Genomic DNA, 17962 nt, shown 5'->3' on the forward strand with positions numbered 1-17962 from the left:
TTTCATAGATTAGGGTTTTAAAAAGTAATGGCTAAAAATGTACAGTTTCATGTCAAACCTGGAGGGGTTTTAAAGGGGCGTATTCGTGTTCCTGGCGACAAGTCGGTATCGCATAGAAGTATTATGCTTGGGTCAATAGCAGAAGGAACAACCCGTGTAACCGGGTTTCTGGAAGGTGAAGACAGTTTGGCCACCTTGCAGGCATTTAAAGATATGGGTGTCCAAATTGAAGGCCCTGATCAAGGAAATGTCACTATCCATGGTGTGGGTTTACGTGGGCTGAAAAAACCATCAAATCCTTTGGATATGGGGAACTCAGGAACCGCTATGAGATTGATGGCAGGGATTCTTGCAGGACAAGACTTTGAGTGTACTTTGATTGGTGATGCTTCTTTATCCAAACGTCCTATGAAACGTGTGACCCAACCGCTTGGCGAAATGGGCGCTGATATTGACACAGCAGAAGGTGGCATGCCTCCTTTACATCTCAAGCCTACTAAAACAGGTTTAAGCGCTATTGATTACACACTACCGATGGCTAGTGCTCAGGTTAAGTCTTGTGTATTGCTTGCCGGTCTTTATGCCAATGGAACGACCTCTGTCGTTGAGCCTGCACCGACTCGCGATCACACGGAACGTATGTTGAAAGGTTTTGGTTACGATGTGAAAACCCATAAGCTTGATAGTATGCAAACTCGTGTTGAGCTAACGGGTGGTGGTGCATTAAAGGCTATGGATATTGACGTGCCTTCAGATATCTCTTCTGCAGCATTCTTTATGGTAGCAGCCGCCATCGCACCGGAAGCAGACTTGGTGATTGAACATGTCGGTATCAATCCGACAAGAACTGGTGTTATAGATATTCTAAAGCTGATGGGCGCAGATATTACTTTGGAAAATGAATCTACGGTTGGCGGTGAGCCTGTTGCAGATATTCATGTGAAGTCTTCTAAATTAAAAGGAATCGAGATTCCAGAAGCCTTGGTTCCACTTGCGATTGATGAGTTTCCAGTGTTGTTCGTAGCAGCCTCTGCCGCAGAAGGACGAACGGTTTTGACAGGTGCTGAAGAGTTACGAGTCAAAGAGTCTGATCGTATCCAAGTGATGGCGGATGCATTAATTGCGGTTGGTATTGATGCGCAACCGACACCTGATGGAATGGTGATTAATGGCGGGCAACAAAAACGCCAGGTTGGGGGTATCAACAGTCATCACGACCATAGAATCTCAATGGCAATGACTGTTGCCGGATTGAATGCTGTAGACGATATTGTGATTGACGATTGCGCTAACGTGAATACATCATTCCCGACATTTGTCCAATTAGTTAATCATATCGGAATGACAGTAAATGTCGTTAAGGAAGGGGTGTGATGTTATCTCCAGTAGTCGCAATTGATGGCCCTAGTGGCGTAGGTAAAGGTACGCTGGCGCAGTGGCTTTGTTGTAAAACCGGGTTTCACTTGTTGGACAGTGGCGCTATTTATCGCGCACTGGCTTATGGCGTGTCTAAAGAAGGTGTTGATATTGCCGACGTTGACAGCTTGGTGAAATTGGCGGAATCTCTTCCGGTTGAGTTTAAGGCAACCAGTATTATTTATGCAGGTGAAGACGTGACGTCAACTATTCGCACGGAAGAGGTTGCCGCAGTTGCATCGAAAGTGGCCGCAATTCCTGAAGTTAGACAGTCATTATTGAAGCGTCAAAAAGATTTTGCACAGGCACCAGGTTTGATCGCTGATGGACGAGATATGGGAACGGTTGTTTTCCCAAATGCCAATGTTAAGTTGTTTTTAACTGCTTCCGCAGAAGAAAGAGCAAAAAGACGTGTTAACCAGTTGAAAAATCAAGGGGTTAGTGCTAACATTGCGCAAATTACTCAGGACATCATGGAAAGAGATGAAAGAGATCGAACTCGAAGCTCTTCTCCTCTGATCCCTGCAGACGATGCTTTGATTATTGATACGACGAGTTTAACGATTCAAGAAGTATGCGATAAAGCACAAAGCGCGTTAGTTGAAGCAGGAATTGATTTCTGATAAATCTACGTAACTTATTGTTATGTAAAAAGAATTTAATCTTTATTCGTTTTTTCGAATAAAGATTTTTGTTTTTGTAGTGATTTAAAACTACAGAGCGATTCAGTCAGACGTTTGGGAGTCTGATATTTAATTAACTGACCCGATTATTTCTTTTACATCCCAATCAAGAGATATAAACGGCTTTTTAAAATTTTGGTATAACCCCATGAGTGAATTATCTTTCGCTGAATTATTTGAACAGTCTTTACAAGAAGACAAATTCCAAACTGGTTCCCTAATCCTAGGGACTGTAGTAGCAATCGACAAAGAAGCTGTTTTAGTCGATGCTGGTATGAAATCTGAATCTGCTATTCCTAAAGCACAATTTGAAAACGCTAACGGCGAACTAGAAGTTGCTGTTGGTGATCAAGTTGAAGTGTACTTAGAAACGCTAGAAGACGGCTTTGGTGAGACGCGTTTGTCTCGTGAAAAAGCTAAGCGTGCTAAGACTTGGGATCGTTTGGAAACTGCTCTTGAAAATAACGAAACTGTTGTGGGTCTTGTTACCGGTAAAGTTAAAGGTGGCTTAACAGTTGACGTTGAAGGTGTTCGTGGTTTCTTGCCTGGTTCACTTGTGGACGTTCGTCCGATTCGCGACTTTGGCTTCCTTGAAGGTAAAGAGATCGAACTTAAACTTGTTAAACTAGATCGTAAGCGTAACAACGTTGTTGTTTCTCGTCGTGCTGTGATTGAAGCTGAAAACTCTGTAGAAAGAGAAGCGCTTCTTGCAAACATGGAAGAAGGTTCTACGCTTAAAGGTATCGTTAAAAACCTTACTGACTACGGTGCGTTTATCGACCTTGGTGGTATTGACGGTCTACTTCACATTACTGATATGGCTTGGCGTCGTGTTAACCATCCATCAGAAGTTATCCAAGTGGGTGATGAGATTGAAGTTAAAGTTCTTAAGTTCGACAAAGACAAGAACCGTGTTTCTCTAGGTATGAAACAACTTCAAGAAGATCCTTGGGCTGATATGGTTGCTCGTTACCCAATCGGTGCGGAAATCATGGGGAAAGTTGCCAATATTACTGATTACGGCGCATTCATCGAAATCGAAGATGGTATTGAAGGTTTGGTTCACACTTCTGAGTTGGATTGGACTAACCGTAACATCCACCCATCGAAAGTTGTTCACCTAGGACAAGAAGTTAAAGTTAAGATTTTGGATGTTGACCAAGAGCGTCGTCGTATTTCATTGTCTATCAAGCAATGTACGGTTAACCCATGGGAAGCATTCTCTGCGACGCATGCTAAAGGTGACAAAATCTCTGGTAGCATCAAATCTATTACTGACTTTGGTATCTTCATCGGTCTAGATGGTAACATCGATGGTTTGGTTCACTTGACAGACATTTCTTGGTCTCAACCAGGTGAAGAAGCTGTTCGTGACTTCAAAAAAGGTGATGAACTAGAAACTGTTATCCTTTCAATCGATCCAGAGCGTGAAAGAATCTCTCTAGGCCTTAAGCAACTTGAACAAGATCCTTTCGGTGAATTCGTTGCTGAAAACGGTAAAAACAGCATCGTAACGGGTACTGTTAAGTCTGTTGATGAAAAAGGTGCTGTTATTGATCTAGCTGATGACGTTGAAGGTTATTTGCGAGCTTCTGAACTTGCTGAAGATACTCGTGATGCAAGCTCAGTTCTTAAAGTTGGTGATACTGTCGAAGCGAAAGTGATGAATGTCGATCGCAAAAACCGTACGCTTTCTCTTTCTGTAAAAGAAAAAGAAGCGCAGGAAGAAGCGAATGCGATTAAAGACTATTCAGCATCACAACCGCAAGCAGCAAGCACTATCGGTGACTTGCTAAAAGGTCAGCTTTCTACTGACGAGTAAAATGCAACAAGCTGCTCTATCTCTTCTTGTTTAAGAAATGGAGCAGTGCCTAGTCTTAATAGACTTATGGGGGATGGATATCCCATTTTACTCTTAAGTAATTAAGAGACTTTTTACAGAAAGAGACAGTAAAAATGACTAAGTCAGAATTGATCGAATTGATTGCTAGACGTCAAACTCAATTTAGTCAAAAAGACGTTGAGTTAGCGGTGAATCAAATTATTGACTCTATGATAGAAAGCCTATCAGAGGGGGATAGAATCGAGATTCGCGGCTTTGGAAGTTTTAGTCTTCATCATCGGCAAGCTCGTGTTGGGAGAAATCCTAAAACCGGTGAGAATGTTGAGTTGGGAGAAAAGAGGGTTCCTCATTTCAAACCTGGAAAGACTTTAAGAGATGAGGTCGACGAATCCAAGGATATGTACGACATTATTTCTTAACGATAAAAACTCACATTCTAATTTTCCAAAGGGGTACAATATTTTAAAAAATTGTACCCCTTTTTTTATGTTCAAAGCATTCTCAATCATTATCACTATCCTGTTTTTGGCCTTCGGAATATTTCTAGGTGTTCTGAATCCGGGCAATGTTAAATTTGATTTAATTTTTCAGCAAATTGATATCCCGTTATCCATTCTGTTAGCGATTACGTTTTCTATAGGCATGTTATTGTCTGGCATTTATTTCACGTTTATTTTACTGAGCAAGCAGTGGCAATTAAGAAAAGCCAATAAGCAAAATACAAAGCTATCCGGTGAGATAGTCCAGCTTCAGAAGCAGATTGCTGACTATGAGAATTCCAAAGAGATTGAAGCTAAGAACGAAATTGCAAACTTGTAAGTAAAGAGAGATATATGCACAAAAAATCAGGTATTCCAGACCCTAAAGTCGTAGTGGCTTTAGATTTTCCATCCGTCGCAAGAGCAACATCTTTCATCAATCAGATGAAGCCAAATCTGTGTCGCCTAAAAATAGGCAAAGAGTTGTTTGCAATAGGTGGGCCTGCTTTTGTCGAAAGTTGTATCGACAAAGGGTTTGATGTTTTCCTGGATTTAAAATATCACGACATTCCGAACACGGTTGCAAAAGCCTGTCAGGCTGCTGCAAAAATGGGCGTTTGGATGATTAATGTTCATGCTCTGGGTGGGCGCAAAATGATGGAAGCCGCAAAAGAAGCCGTCTTGCAGAACTCTCATCAACCGATTCTGATTGGGGTGACTATCTTAACGAGTATGGAAGAGTCAGACCTTAAAGAAGTTGGACTGGTTGGAACGCCGCATGACAATGTGATTCGTTTAGCAAAATTGGCATCAGATTCTGGATTAGACGGTGTTGTCTGCTCGGCACAGGAGGCTGCCGCAATTCGTGAAACGGTAGGAAAGGATTTCTGTTTGGTAACACCTGGTATCAGGCCAGAAACAGCAGATGCAAACGATCAAAAACGTATTATGACGCCTGAAGCAGCTCTGGCAGCCGGATCAAGCTACTTGGTTATTGGAAGACCTATTACACAAGCCAAAGATCCTATTCAAGCTTTGATTGATATCAATGATTCCATCAAGGGTCTATAGCCTAACTTCTTAAATAGTGGGTAGCGTGATTTTTATCACTACACCGATTGGCTGATTACCTAAATCCATATAGTTAAAAGCTTCGGCCTTACCGTTATGGAAATCAGTAATCAGCTTAACAATATAAAGCCCTAACCCTAGGTGAGCCTGGTTATCAGCATTAGTTTCCCTGATAGAGGTCATGCCGTCGAATATCTGTTTCTCAATTGACTGGGGTAGTGCTTTACCTGTATTTTGTACAAGAATTTCTACCTCATTTTGAGCATTTAATGCCGCACTAATGGTGATTGGTTCTTTGCCATTATCAAAATCCTTGGCATTACTAATCAACTTGTCCATAAGTTGCTCAAGCATAAAGCCGTCACCAATGACTTGTGTTTCCGAAGGCATATTGATTTGAATATTGAAGCGGTGATCAGGATTCAATGCAATCACATTCTCTAGATAATGAGTTAACATCTCGGAGATGTAGAAGGGTTCTGGTTCCTGCATCGACAAACTTTCTTCAATGCTGTTAGCTTCTGACAAGGAGCTGATGATTTGTTTCAGCTGTTCTAATGCATGTTTTGAATAGCGAACTTGCTTATGATCAATGTCTTGCTCCAATAATGAGAGAGACATAGACAGGCGATTCATAGGGTTGTGCAACTCATGACGCAATGCTTTAGGTAACTGTTTCAAATAGCGTTCATAGGCTGAAAGCTGGCTCAACATATCATGGATATGGTGGCGTAAATCTGAAATTTCATCATAGTAATAGCGAGGCATAATATCTGGGAAATTAAGTTTATTGACCTTGCCATGCGCATCAAAAGTATTGCGAACATCGTAGTCTAAGCGAGCAATTCGTTTTGAGAGTGAGGCTATGTAAAATACTGCACCAAAGAAAACAAAAATGAAAATCAATGCGCCCATTCCGATTAAGCGATAAAAACGCTTTAAAGAATCGGTCAGTAGGCTATTCATAGTTTGTTCTAAAACGATTGCGCCAATAATGTGTCCTCTAAGCTTTAGCGGTGTAGCAGACATTAAAGAAATCGGGTTGTCTTTATACATTCGGTATTGCTGGAATGTATGTCCGGAAATTGCCTGGCGAATAAGTGCGACCTCTGGATTGGTGCTTTGAGGGTAGGGATACGGCAGAGTAAAGGGAATGACATTGGAAAGTGTTTTGATCAGAAAGTAGCCAACACGGGCAAACCAATCCTTATTCAAATCACTCGGTTGCTGGGAAAGTCGACCCACTACGTAAGTTACTTGGCCAAACTCATTGACTATCCATAGTACGGACTTATCCAAGTTCAAATGGCTGAGTTGGTTTGTTGGTGTGCCTGACAGAATTTGCTGTGCCCATAAATCTGTACGATTTTCAAGGACATAGGATAGGTTTATAACAGTTTGCTGCTGAATGATCGCTTGGTTTTCGAGCAACATTCTGTGAAGATCAATTGCAAATCGGTAAGCAAGTGCAGGCAGGAGAGTCAACATCAGAAGCAGTATGTAAAACCGCGTTCTGATGGTTAACCGCATTTTAAAAGAGGGCTTCATTTTTGTCGCCAGCTGTAGCCTCGTCCATATTCGTTGTGAATAAGATTAAAGTCGTTATCAACTTTCTTAAATGCGTTTCTAATACGGCAGATGTGGGTATTAATTGTGTTTCGCTCAACAACACCTTGTGTCGATTCCTGAAGCTTGTCATAAGTGACAACACCTTTCTCGCCAGTTAATGCAAACTGCTTCAGCATTTCAAACTCAGTTGCAGTCAGGTCTAACACTTGACTATGCCAATAGGCTTTAAATTCATTGTTTGCCAACACCAAACCATCAATTAATGACTTATCACCTTCATCGTTGGTTTGAATTGAGCCTGTAATGCGTAAAAGATTTTTAACTTTTGCAGTTAATACACCAAGGCTGATGGGTTTTGGCAAGTAGTCGATAGCCCCTAAAGCATGACCGGTGTATATATCGAACTCGGATTGACGTTCAGAAAGGAAAATCACAGGAATAGCGGTTTCAAACGATAGCAGGTGTTTAGCAAGCTCAAAACCACCATCAATTTCATTTCCCAAAATAATATCGGAAATAACCAAATCAGGCAGGCTCTCTTCAAAGCTAGATTCTGCTGAAGCCCTATCGCTAAAGGTTTTGATTTTGAAACCTTGTTCTGAAAGTGCCGTTCCTAGGTTTTCCAACTGTAATGGGTCGTCTTCAACAATTGTAATGGTGTAATCATTGTTTAGCATTGCCATGAATTTTTCCTGTTGTAATTAGGTTTTATAAGATTTTACAACTTAACTGATGTACTGGAAGTCCAAAACTTGCATATTCATAATTAATCCAGCATCTTGAATAGGCAGTACGATGGCATCTTCGCTTGAATGGTTATGGTGCGAATGCCACCAGCCAGGAGGTGTAACAAATACAGCACCTGGTTCCCACATTGCTTTGATTGGTTCAACCAAGTTGCCTTCTTCATCAATTTCTTTGCTGATTAAAGTATAGGTATCAGGGCCCGCAGCAACACAGTAATCGATCGCTACAGAGTTGTGTCTATGCGGTTTTTGGACAACACCAGCAGGTAGGGCATTATATAAAGACCAGAGTGTATGGGTAAGTGTCATGGTTTTTGGGAAATTAGGGTTCGCCAAAAGAATACCGGTTCTATTTCTACCTTCACCTTCACTTCTTACTTTTGCGAGCTCGTTATCCAAACGTTCTTTAGTGTAAAGAACAGGACTAAAACGTTGTTGAGTAGGCTGTACGCCTAAATACTTCAATAGCGGGGCATCATTTACCCAATAGATAGCAGTGTCTTCCGAGGCAGTGTGCAAAGCACTTTCAATGGATGGTAGCGTGAAAAGATCACCTGTCTTCCACTCGATAGTGCCTTCAGACATTTGTGTCTTGCCTTGTCCGTTAATGACATAGAACATTTGCGAGGTTACTTTCGCTGACGTTTTGATGGACTCGCCTTTGCAAATACGAACAAAGTTCGCCAACAAGTTTGGTGAAGTCGCAGGATAGTCAATCTCGAGTGATTTGGATAAATCAAAAGGAATGATTCGAGTTGGTCCTGATTGATGTAAAGAAGCCGCAAAACTTGCTACATCAATTTTAGGCATTGGCGGGTTCACAGCAGACATGTACTCTTTAAAGTCTGCCTGTGTTTGCCATTGCTGTTGAGAAACCTCTTGACGTAATTCAACGGATTGATTTGGAATCATTGTTAATACTCTTGTTTAATTTTTTATAAAACTATTTGAATTTGTTTAGTTTTTTGCGATCACTAGAAGAGGGGATACCCATAGATTCGCGATATTTGGCGATGGTGCGTCTAGCCACATTGATTTCTTTTTCTTCTAGAAGTGACATTAACTTGTTATCGCTCAAAGGCTTGTTTGGATCTTCAGCCTCAATCAGTTGTTTGATGTGCGATTTAATCGCAATGGCCGATTGGTCTTCACTACCGTACTGAGAAACCCCTGTCGAGAAGAAATACTTCAGCTCAAATGTTCCTCTGGGGGTTTGCATGTATTTTTGGTTGGTTGCTCGTGAGATGGTGGACTCATGTAGCTCAAGCGATTCTGCGACGTCTCTCAGCACCATTGGTTGCATGGCTTGTTCGCCCTCGTCAAAGAATCGGGCCTGCCTTTCGATAATATATTTACCTACTCGCAGTAGTGTCTCACCGCGGCTTTGAATGCTCTTAATAAGGCCTTTTGCCTCAACCAGCTGTTCTTTTATTTTCTTGGATTCATCCGACTGTCCTGACAATCCCGACGCCATATTTAAGTAAGCTGAATTAATGGTTAGGCGAGGAAAGGCGTCTTGATTTAATTCAATCAGGAAACCATTTTTGGTACGCGAAAGAATTAAATCCGGTGTAATCATTTCACCTTGAGAAGGGGAGTACTCACGCCCAGGTCTTGGGTTAAGTGATTGAATAACCTGAATAACTTGATGCAATTCTTCATCATCCAAGAAATAAATCTTCTTGAGGCGCTTGTAGTCTCGCACTGTCAAAAGCTCGAAGTTTTCTTGAATCATTTTTGTTGCAGTGACAACAAAAGGGTTTTGGTGTAGAGATTTCAGCTGAATTACTAAGCTCTCTGATAAGTCTCGTGCCGCGACGCCAGTAGGTTCAAAGTCTTGAATAATAGCCAAAACTTCTTCAACATCAGCAAGGCTGATGTCTAGATCGGGCTCTTTATCAAGGATGTCTTGTAGGATTTCATCTAAAGAAACGGTTAAAAAACCTTCATCAGTAACTTCGTCAATAATGAAAGAGGAAATAAGTTCTTGATTATCTTGCCAAGGATAAATATCTGACTGCCAATAGAGCTTATCTTTCAAAGTAAGTTCGGCAGAGGTATAAGTATCAGGAGAATTATAGTCATCTAAAGACTGAGCCTTGGAAATTTGAGAGGCACCGTAATCGCTGTAAACTTCGTCCCATTCACAGTCTATTTCCATGTTGTCGGAAATGGCATCAGCTTGCTCAATATCAATTTCAGACTCGGATGCATCAGGTTGATCTTCGGAAGAAGACTCAATTTCAGGAGAAATATCGTCCATATCCTCTTGAAGGTCTTCAACCTCAAGCATAAAGTTACTTTCAAGCGTAGTAGCGATGGTTTGCTGGACTTCAAGTGCAGAGTATTGCAATATTTTGATAGACTGCTGCAGCTGGGGGGTAAGCTTAAGCTGTTGACCAATATTGATTTGTAATCCAGGCATTAATGCCATTGCACGTTTCTCCTTGAAACCCGAAATTCGCTTTTAAAACTGATTTAACACTATAATAATCGAAAATCTTAAAAATCGGTATGTTTCTTGTTCGAGTTTTTTACATGTATATTACAAAAAAAGACGCTAGAATAAGGACGCAAACGCAAATTAGACATTATCAAATGGCATAGATGGAGGGTTATCGTGTCAATTAAAGAAGAAGCAATCAAACTTGTAGAACAGCTTCCTGAAGAAGCCAGTTGGAATGATCTTGTAAAAAGCCTGATTCGTGAACGCAAAATCACTCTTGGATTGACGGATATTGAAGTGGTTCAGGATCAACTGACAGAAGAAGAATTATCTGCAGTCATCGCAAGGCTTGAATCGGCAAGTTCTGCACACGATGACATGAGAAATACACGTAAATACAATCCTGATAACGCGCTAACGATTAGCTGGGTTTTGGTGTCATTAGCGCCTTTGCTGTTTATTTCAATTCTTATTGCGCCTGCGGCATATCTATTATCTGCGCTTGGAATTGTTTTTGGCGCGAAAGCCTGTATGTCAAAAATTAAAGGCGCATGGTTGCCAACAGTCGTTGGTGTGATTGAGCTTATTTTGTTTGTGGCATTACCAACAGCTGTTGGTTAATCGTGTAAACCCAACCTGGCAGATTTTGAAGCCAGGTTGAAAAGAATTTAAAAAGCGGCTTAGATGGCCGCTTTTTTATTATTTGAATTCTTATATAACTTCGCATAATGTATATTATGTTAAATTCAATGTTTTGTATTGTTGAGCCACCCTTGTATGAAAGAAACTGATGATTAGTCAGTCCCCTTCATGAAGTTCTAGTCATCTGCAGAAATAGCGTTTTTATGGAAGTAGTTTCTCAATGCATTTTCAAAATGCAGTTGATAGTCCAATGAGATGTGACCTTTTTGAAATGGTTCGTCTGGCTTAAGATTTCTGAAATAATGCATCTTCTCAATTTCAGTTTTACCTTTTGGGATTTTGGCTAGCGGTTCTGGCCATTGTGCCATGCTGTGACAACCTAGACACGAGAACCCGTAGAAATCAAGCGGCCCATTTAATCGACCGCCATAACCCAATCTGCGTCGCGCATAACTGGGAATACTATCCATGACGACTGTTTCTTTCAACTTGGCACCGTTTTTCACCATGGTTGGCGTTATTGCAGGGTCATTTCCCCACTGAACACCTAGCGGCACCATTTTATCCCAGGCACCGTTTTTACCTTCTTTGGCATCTTTATCATAAACAAAGGCGCCCATCACCCAGCTAGTTGTATCATCCGCACGTTTATCGCGAATGGAAAAGTCAATTTGAACCAACCTGACCGGCAATACTTTTTTAGGGCTTTTTCTATTGATGGTTTCGTTTATGTTGGCAAGTACGGTTGGCGCGCCTTGCATAAAAGGTAGTTGCTTGTCGGAACCTGTTATAAAGACGAATTTGGCAATAAAACTGCCTTCTGGAAACTCGGTTTTTGAAAGGTCTGGCGCACCTTTTTTTAGGTTTGGCTTGTCGCCATGACACCATATTTGCCCAATTTGATAGGCAGCGTAATCATTATAGAAGCTCAGCTCCCATTTTTGCTGTGGCTCGGTTTGCGTTGGTGCCAGTTCAAATGGTTTTGCATCCGCATTTCGGTTAAGTCCCCTAACCCCTTCTCTAGCGCGTCTTCCCATGGTAACCCATGGCATGTGATACCAGTGATGTACTTTATTTTGTCCTGGGCGCCAATCAGCTTGCTGCATGCCCGCAAAGAGATAGGCTTTGATTTTCTCAAGGTATTCCGAGGGATCTTTTTTGAAGTTCCAATCTTCCCAAGGTTTTTGTGTTGAAGGGAGTGTTTTAGGGTAATGGTCATTAAGCTGAAACAATTGCCCTTTGTACTGGCTACTAACTTTATCTTGATAGTCAGGAAAGCTACAACTGGACTCGCCAGCGGCCACGCTGCCGGCAGAATAGATCAACGAAAGAACAAGCGTCGTCATTGTTCGGCGATTTAAACAGTACTTATCAACCATCCTTACCAAAGACCTAGTCCATATCATCCAGTAATAAAGCAACATTTTCTGGTGGGCGCCCTATTGCGTATCGACCATTGATGTTTACAATCGGACGCTCGATGAGTTTAGGGTTTTGTTGCAGAATCGCCAACCATTCCTCACGTGTTTTATTATCGTCAATGGATAACCCCAACTCTTTGAAAAGGTCTTCTTTTGTTCTTATCAACTGTTGTGGTTCAATGCCTAATCCCGTACAAATTTCATCAAGTGTGGCAACATCAAGCGGCGTTTTTTGATAGTCGATAATCTCAATGTCTGGTGTAGCATCACTGCTTTCCAATAATTGTAAAGTTTGTCTGCTTTTTGAGCATCTAGGGTTGTGATAAATCGTTGCCTTCATTTGCCTCAACCTTCGCTATCTTCGTCCACTTTATCTAGTCGCTTATTCAATGCAGATTCCACTGCTTCAATACGTGACTGACACAAGGTGTAAGCTCTGGTGGCTTCATCAACCATTGGCACCAATTCATCTATGTCAATATTGTCGGACTGAGAGAGTTTTTGCGCAATTTCCTGCAATTTCTCATAGTTTTTTTGGTAGCTGTTTTCTGTGTTCTGAGCCATCGTTTAAAACTCCGTTTTGTTCAATTCTGAATATCTAATCTTTAATGACTGTCACATCAATAGACCCGTCTGAAAATTGTATTTCCAGAGTGCCTTGTTGCGTCGCTTGATCTCTAGTGGTAATTGGCTTCTGGCTGTCTTTTGCTTTAACCATTGCAAATCCCCTGTTCAACTGGGTTTTGGGGCCCGAACTCAAGATAAAGCCAATCAGTTGTTGTGCATTTTGCTTGGCGGACTCCAGTAACTTTGCAGGTCGTGACAACAAAATCTCACGATAGTGAGACAAGTTTTGCTTTTGTAGTTGCACCTGGTTGGTTGCCTGATGAAAAATAGCATCAAAACACTGTTCCAAAAGGTGTTGTTGCTGATTTAACTTACGAATGCTCTGTTGTTGAATATGGATCATCAATGGCGTCAGGTTTTGTTTATGCATATGTAAGGACTGCAAACTCTTGGTTTGAATTCTGGACTCCATTTCCTGTAGCTGTTGCTTTTGCCTTTGTACATACAACAAACTCGCCTTTTCAATAAAAAGCCAATTTTGTTTTGCTGTTTGCGCAGATGTAACAATAGCACGGTGTACTGCACCAATGACTTTACTCGGCGTGTCAAACCTGACAGCGCACACTTCATCTAAAAGCGTATTGTCTCTTTCATGCCCTATCCCGGTAAGTACGGGGAGTTGCATGTTTGCAATGGCTTTTGCCAATGCATAATTATTGAGTGGTTGTAAATCAAGCTTAGCACCACCGCCGCGAATAATAATCAGGGCATCAAAATGATTGGATTGATGCAGCGCCAGGAAAGCTTCAAAAGCCAGCAGCATTTCTTTCTCGACGTTTTCACCTTGAAATGCCGAATAGAAATATTTGAATTCGCATAACTTGTGCTTAACCAGCAAGTCAGCATCGGCTCGAAAATCACCAAGCCCAGCCGCAGATGGCGGTGCGATAACCGCAACACGATAAAAGTCTTTCGGCATAGAGAAGGTTTTGTTTTTATCGTAAAGCTTTTCGCTGATCAGTTGTTTCCGGATAGTCTGTAGAGCAGCTTCCAACTCACCTAATGTGAAGCTTGGGTCAAGGTCTTGAATAACCAATGAAAAACCGAATTTCTCATGGAATGTCGGTTCAACCATCAACAAAACTTTTTGACCAGGTGCCAGTTCTGATCCTGTTTCGTCTGCAAACTTTCTTAAAAGCCTTTCTGCTTGGCTTTGCCAAATCATCGCACGACAAGTCGCCAGTTGAGCACCCTCTTCGGTCGTCTCGGTCAACTCAAAATACCAGTGCCCTCTTCGCTCATTCATATTGGCAACTTCTGCCGTTACCCATACTGCGCCAGTAAATTGTTTACGAATCGCCAATTGAACCTGAGACATTAACTGACTCAGCGGAATGCCCTTTTCTTTTTCATTCGAAGACGTTGCTTCATTACTACCCGGAAGGACTATTTGCTGAGTTGATTCATGTGTGGCATCTTGAGGTAGCCAACGCTCAAATGGCGAAAGATCAGATGACAAGTCATCAGGAACATACCATTTTTTTTCAACCGGATTCCAGCGAGCGCCGACAGACTTGGCAATATCTTTTTCGGCAAATGGCACTTCAAGCAGAATCATGACGCTTGTTCCATTCGGTAGATTTCATCATTGACCTTCTGTAACGCAGTTTGCAGTACTTCAATGCCCGCGCCCGCTTTAAATGCGTTTTCAGAAAGATAGCGGCGCCAAATACGTCCACCTGGCATACCATGAAACAATCCGAGGATATGCCGTGAAATCTGGTGTAGCTTACCATCATGTGCCAAGTGGTTTTCTATATAAGGATAAAGTGATTCCAGCACTTCTTGTCGAGTAGGTGTATTCGCATTATCTCGATAATACAGCGGGTCGACACTGGTCAATAAGTAAGGATTTTCGTAAATAGCTCGACCTAGCATTACTCCATCAACCGCTGGAAGTGATTGATCCGGGACTAAGAAATCCACTCCGGCTTCGGGCGTTGCAATGCCGCCATTAATAGCAATAGAAAAGGTTGGAAATGTTTGTTTGATTTGGCGAACCCAGTCGTATTTCAAAGGAGGAACATCCCTATTCTCTTTTGGCGATAAACCCTGTAGCCAGGCATTTCTAGCATGCAAAATCACACCATCGCCACCGGCATCAATAATGCCACCGACAAAATCGACCAGTTTGTCAAAGTCTTCATTATCATCCAACCCGATTCTCGACTTCACTGTAACCGGAATTGAAATTTTTTGCTTCATGGCATCAACACCTTCTGCCACCAACTTCGGGTGGTTCATCAGGCAGGCACCAATCATATTGTTCTGAACACGGTCAGAGGGGCAACCCACATTTAAGTTGATTTCATCATATCCCCACTCTTCGCCTAATTTGGCGCAATGCGCTAATTCAAGCGGATCAGAACCGCCGAGCTGTAAAACCACTGGCTGATCTTGCTCATGCCCTAAAAAACGAGGTAGATTATTTCCATAAATAATCGCACCGGTGGTCACCATTTCACTGTATAGCCAAGCGTGCTTTGTCAGCTTTCTATGGAAGACACGACAGTGACGGTCAGTCCAGTCTAGCATTGGCGCAACAGAAAAGCCTTGGGCGCTGTTTTGCTGAATGGGGGCGCGAGTTGTAGTGCTTTGAAACATACTATCTTGTGAGTTCATAAAGTGAGTTCATAAAGTTCATAATCTTGGCATTATCGCATTTTCTCAAGTTGATGAACATTGCCAATGGCTTTTTCACCACTATATCCAGATTTATCGCGCATAAATAGGTATAAATTCGGTAAACTACACGGTGACCTAATACCTAAGAAACAAAATAAGAAAAGATTTCAGAGGCGGAAAAACAATAAAAATGACTCCCCAAGAACTTTATCTACAAGTCTTTAAAAAAGAATTCAATGACCAAGAAGACGATGCTCTCAGCTTTAAAGCCTGTGAAATCGCGGTTGAAGCAGAAGAATTACCTAAAGTTGCCAACGTAAGAAGCGCCGATGTCGCCGTTGTTTTGGCTGGACTAAATCTCGATAGGGATACCTTAATCGCGACACTTTTGAGCGACGGTAATTTGGATGAAGCTTATCCCATTGAAAAACTGAAATCGCTCTTCAGTCCGAACATCGTTCAAATGGTTTCGGAAATTCGCCGCTTGAACGCCATCAAAGAATTCAACGCAGCTTCCGCTACCAACGAAGTTCAAACCGAACGCCTAAGGCAAATGCTATTGGCGATGACTTCGGACATTCGCATTATGATTGTCAAGTTGGCTTATCGAGTGGTTCGGCTGCGTAATCTGAAAAATGAACCTGATAATGTTAAAGAACAAATAGCCAACGAAACGCAGTTGATTTTCGCTCCCCTTGCCAATCGCTTGGGGATTGCTCAACTCAAATGGGAGTTGGAAGATTTATCCTTCCGTTATCTGAATCCTGAGTTGTATAAGTCTATCGCTCAGCAACTGGATTCAAAACGTGCGGGAAGAGAAGCCTTTATCAATAGCGTGATTGATACTTTGAAAGACATGTTTAATGAAAAGAATATGGACTTCAAGATATCCGGGCGCCCGAAACACATTTATAGCATCTGGAAAAAGATGTCGAAAAAGAACCTTCCGATCGACGAGCTTTATGATCTCCGAGCGGTTCGCATCTACGTGGATTCTATTGAGCAGTGCTATGAAGCATTAGGGATGGTTCACAGTCGTTGGAACTATATCAAGGGTGAGTTCGACGATTACATTGCAAGTCCTAAGGAAAACGGTTACCAATCTATTCACACCGTTATTATCGGTGCAGAAAACAAAACCGTTGAAATTCAAATTCGTACCTATGAAATGCATCGCCACGCAGAATATGGTGTAGCGGCACATTGGCGCTACAAAGAAGGCGGCAAAAAGCTGGATGCACGTCTTGAACAAAGCATCAACCTCGTTCGACAAATGTTGGAGTACAACGATAATCCGGATTTGTTGAATGAAATCAGTACAGAACTTTTGTCTGAGCATATCTATGCAATGACGCCAACGGATGAAATCATTACCCTAAGTAAAGGCTCTACACCGCTGGACTTTGCCTATTATATCCATACCGAGCTTGGGCATCGTTGTCGTGGCGCAAAAGTTAATGGCAGAATTGTTCCCCTAACCTATCAGCTAAAAACCGGCGATAAGGTCGAAGTGCTTACCGTCAAGTCAGGTGAACCGAGTCGTAATTGGCTAAACCCTAACTTAAATTATTTGGGAAGCAGTCGTGCACGTGCCAAAGTACGTCATTGGTTCAATCATCAAAACAAAGAAGCCAACCGAGATGCCGGTGAAGCAATCTTCAATAAAGAATTGCGCCGTTTGCACGCGCAAGATATTCATATCGATCAGTTGGTTCAGCAATTTAAATCAGAATCCGTATCAGACTTCTTTGAGGCGTTAGGTCGAGGTCAAATCAACGACCGCCAACTGAACAGCGCGATTCAAAAACAACTGAAACCGCAACAAAAACACATTACCTCTCAAGATCCGACTAAAACCAAGGTGACTGATTCAATTCATTTGACCGACAACCGCCATGAGCCGGCAAGAGCTTATGTCATCGGTTCACCTCAACTAAAAACACAGTTGGCGCCTTGTTGTCACCCGACTGAACAGGATGAGATTATCGGTTATGTCACCCGTGGTAGAGGGATTACTGTCCATAAAAAAGACTGTAATAATATTCTGAATCTCAACTACGAAGAGCAAAAACGCTTGATTGGCGTGTCTTGGACACGCCATCAAGAAGAGCTAGTGGAGACCTATGAGGCTGAGCTAAGCGTGCTGTGCTTTGACAGAAAAGGTCTACTGAGGGATATCATGACTTTGTTGACATCAATGGACATCAACATCCTTCGTTCAGATACGTCATCGGATAAATCCGATGGTACCGTTACCATGCAGTTCGTTCTGGAGCTGGACTCGCATATCAGTGTGGGGAATCTACTTGACCAACTGGAACAGATAGACAACGTAGAAACCGCTTCAATAAACTTAAACTAAAATCTACCAGGTTGGGGTATTTATCTTAAATA

Annotated in this window: 17 protein-coding genes; 8 read left to right on the top strand and 9 right to left on the bottom strand. The window is 42.0% G+C overall.

Annotated features, from left to right (window positions below; all coding sequences use genetic code 11):
• The first annotated feature begins 27 nt into the window (after positions 1–27).
• The 6 genes from aroA to pyrF all read left to right on the top strand — a co-directional run bounded on the left by aroA (position 28) and on the right by pyrF (position 5492).
• Complete coding sequence (aroA, locus tag F8R13_RS02910) at positions 28–1374, top strand: 3-phosphoshikimate 1-carboxyvinyltransferase (protein ID WP_152831812.1); 1347 nt, start codon at positions 28–30, stop codon at positions 1372–1374.
• Positions 1374–2039, top strand: a complete 666-nt coding sequence (gene cmk, locus F8R13_RS02915; RefSeq protein WP_152832098.1) for a (d)CMP kinase — start codon at positions 1374–1376, stop codon at positions 2037–2039. Before aroA ends, cmk begins: the two co-directional genes overlap by 1 nt.
• Before the next feature lie 208 nt (positions 2040–2247).
• On the top strand, positions 2248–3921 hold the full coding sequence (gene rpsA, locus F8R13_RS02920) for a 30S ribosomal protein S1 (protein ID WP_152831813.1): 1674 nt from the start codon (positions 2248–2250) through the stop codon (positions 3919–3921).
• Positions 3922–4055: 134 nt separating this feature from the next.
• A complete protein-coding gene (locus F8R13_RS02925) occupies positions 4056–4361 on the top strand; it encodes an integration host factor subunit beta (protein WP_029908955.1) in 306 nt (101 codons plus the stop codon).
• 67 nt (positions 4362–4428) lie between these two features.
• Positions 4429–4761, top strand: a complete 333-nt coding sequence (locus tag F8R13_RS11795; RefSeq protein ID WP_172967677.1) for a LapA family protein — start codon at positions 4429–4431, stop codon at positions 4759–4761.
• Between the two features lie 14 nt (positions 4762–4775).
• Positions 4776–5492 (top strand): orotidine-5'-phosphate decarboxylase, encoded by a 717-nt coding sequence (pyrF, locus tag F8R13_RS02935; protein ID WP_152831815.1) that lies wholly within the window; start codon positions 4776–4778, stop codon positions 5490–5492.
• A gap of 9 nt (positions 5493–5501) precedes the next feature.
• On the opposite strand, the gene F8R13_RS02940 is transcribed toward pyrF, so the two are convergent.
• The 4 genes from F8R13_RS02940 to F8R13_RS02955 are packed head-to-tail and all read right to left on the bottom strand — an operon-like array spanning position 5502 to position 10241.
• Entirely contained in the window at positions 5502–7040 is a 1539-nt protein-coding gene (locus F8R13_RS02940) for an ATP-binding protein (RefSeq protein ID WP_152831816.1), read from the bottom strand.
• Positions 7037–7744, bottom strand: a complete 708-nt coding sequence (locus F8R13_RS02945; RefSeq protein WP_253806303.1) for a response regulator transcription factor — start codon at positions 7742–7744, stop codon at positions 7037–7039. Before F8R13_RS02945 ends, F8R13_RS02940 begins: the two co-directional genes overlap by 4 nt.
• 42 nt (positions 7745–7786) lie before the next feature.
• On the bottom strand, positions 7787–8719 hold the full coding sequence (locus F8R13_RS02950) for a hypothetical protein (RefSeq protein ID WP_152831817.1): 933 nt from the start codon (positions 8717–8719) through the stop codon (positions 7787–7789).
• Between the two features lie 31 nt (positions 8720–8750).
• A complete protein-coding gene (locus tag F8R13_RS02955; RefSeq protein ID WP_152831818.1) occupies positions 8751–10241 on the bottom strand; it encodes an RNA polymerase factor sigma-54 in 1491 nt (496 codons plus the stop codon).
• Positions 10242–10427: 186 nt separating this feature from the next.
• On the opposite strand from F8R13_RS02955, the gene F8R13_RS02960 reads away from it, so the two are divergent.
• Positions 10428–10874 carry a hypothetical protein gene (locus F8R13_RS02960; protein ID WP_152831819.1) on the top strand — a complete coding sequence of 149 codons (447 nt, stop codon included), beginning with the start codon at positions 10428–10430 and terminating at the stop codon, positions 10872–10874.
• Positions 10875–11071: 197 nt separating this feature from the next.
• On the opposite strand, the gene F8R13_RS02965 is transcribed toward F8R13_RS02960, so the two are convergent.
• Genes F8R13_RS02965 through dusA form a run of 5 tightly spaced genes read right to left on the bottom strand, consistent with a single transcriptional unit; the run spans position 11072 to position 15565 of the window.
• Entirely contained in the window at positions 11072–12241 is a 1170-nt protein-coding gene (locus F8R13_RS02965) for a hypothetical protein (protein WP_152831820.1), read from the bottom strand.
• A 46-nt stretch (positions 12242–12287) separates the two neighbouring features.
• Positions 12288–12656, bottom strand: coding sequence for an arsenate reductase (glutaredoxin) (gene arsC / locus F8R13_RS02970; protein ID WP_152831821.1), 369 nt, complete (start codon positions 12654–12656; stop codon positions 12288–12290).
• Positions 12657–12661: 5 nt separating this feature from the next.
• A complete protein-coding gene (xseB, locus tag F8R13_RS02975; RefSeq protein WP_152831822.1) occupies positions 12662–12880 on the bottom strand; it encodes an exodeoxyribonuclease VII small subunit in 219 nt (72 codons plus the stop codon).
• Between the two features lie 34 nt (positions 12881–12914).
• Entirely contained in the window at positions 12915–14501 is a 1587-nt protein-coding gene (gene xseA / locus F8R13_RS02980; protein WP_152831823.1) for an exodeoxyribonuclease VII large subunit, read from the bottom strand.
• The gene (dusA, locus tag F8R13_RS02985; RefSeq protein ID WP_152831824.1) at positions 14498–15565 is read right to left on the bottom strand and encodes a tRNA dihydrouridine(20/20a) synthase DusA; all 1068 of its coding nucleotides are present in this window, start codon (positions 15563–15565) and stop codon (positions 14498–14500) included. Before dusA ends, xseA begins: the two co-directional genes overlap by 4 nt.
• Before the next feature lie 193 nt (positions 15566–15758).
• Between dusA and F8R13_RS02990 the strand changes: the two genes are divergently transcribed.
• On the top strand, positions 15759–17930 hold the full coding sequence (locus F8R13_RS02990) for a bifunctional (p)ppGpp synthetase/guanosine-3',5'-bis(diphosphate) 3'-pyrophosphohydrolase (RefSeq protein ID WP_152831825.1): 2172 nt from the start codon (positions 15759–15761) through the stop codon (positions 17928–17930).
• The last annotated feature ends 32 nt before the right edge of the window (positions 17931–17962 follow it).

The organism is Hydrogenovibrio sp. JE_KL2 (assembly GCF_009296185.1).
Classification (GTDB): domain Bacteria; phylum Pseudomonadota; class Gammaproteobacteria; order Thiomicrospirales; family Thiomicrospiraceae; genus Hydrogenovibrio.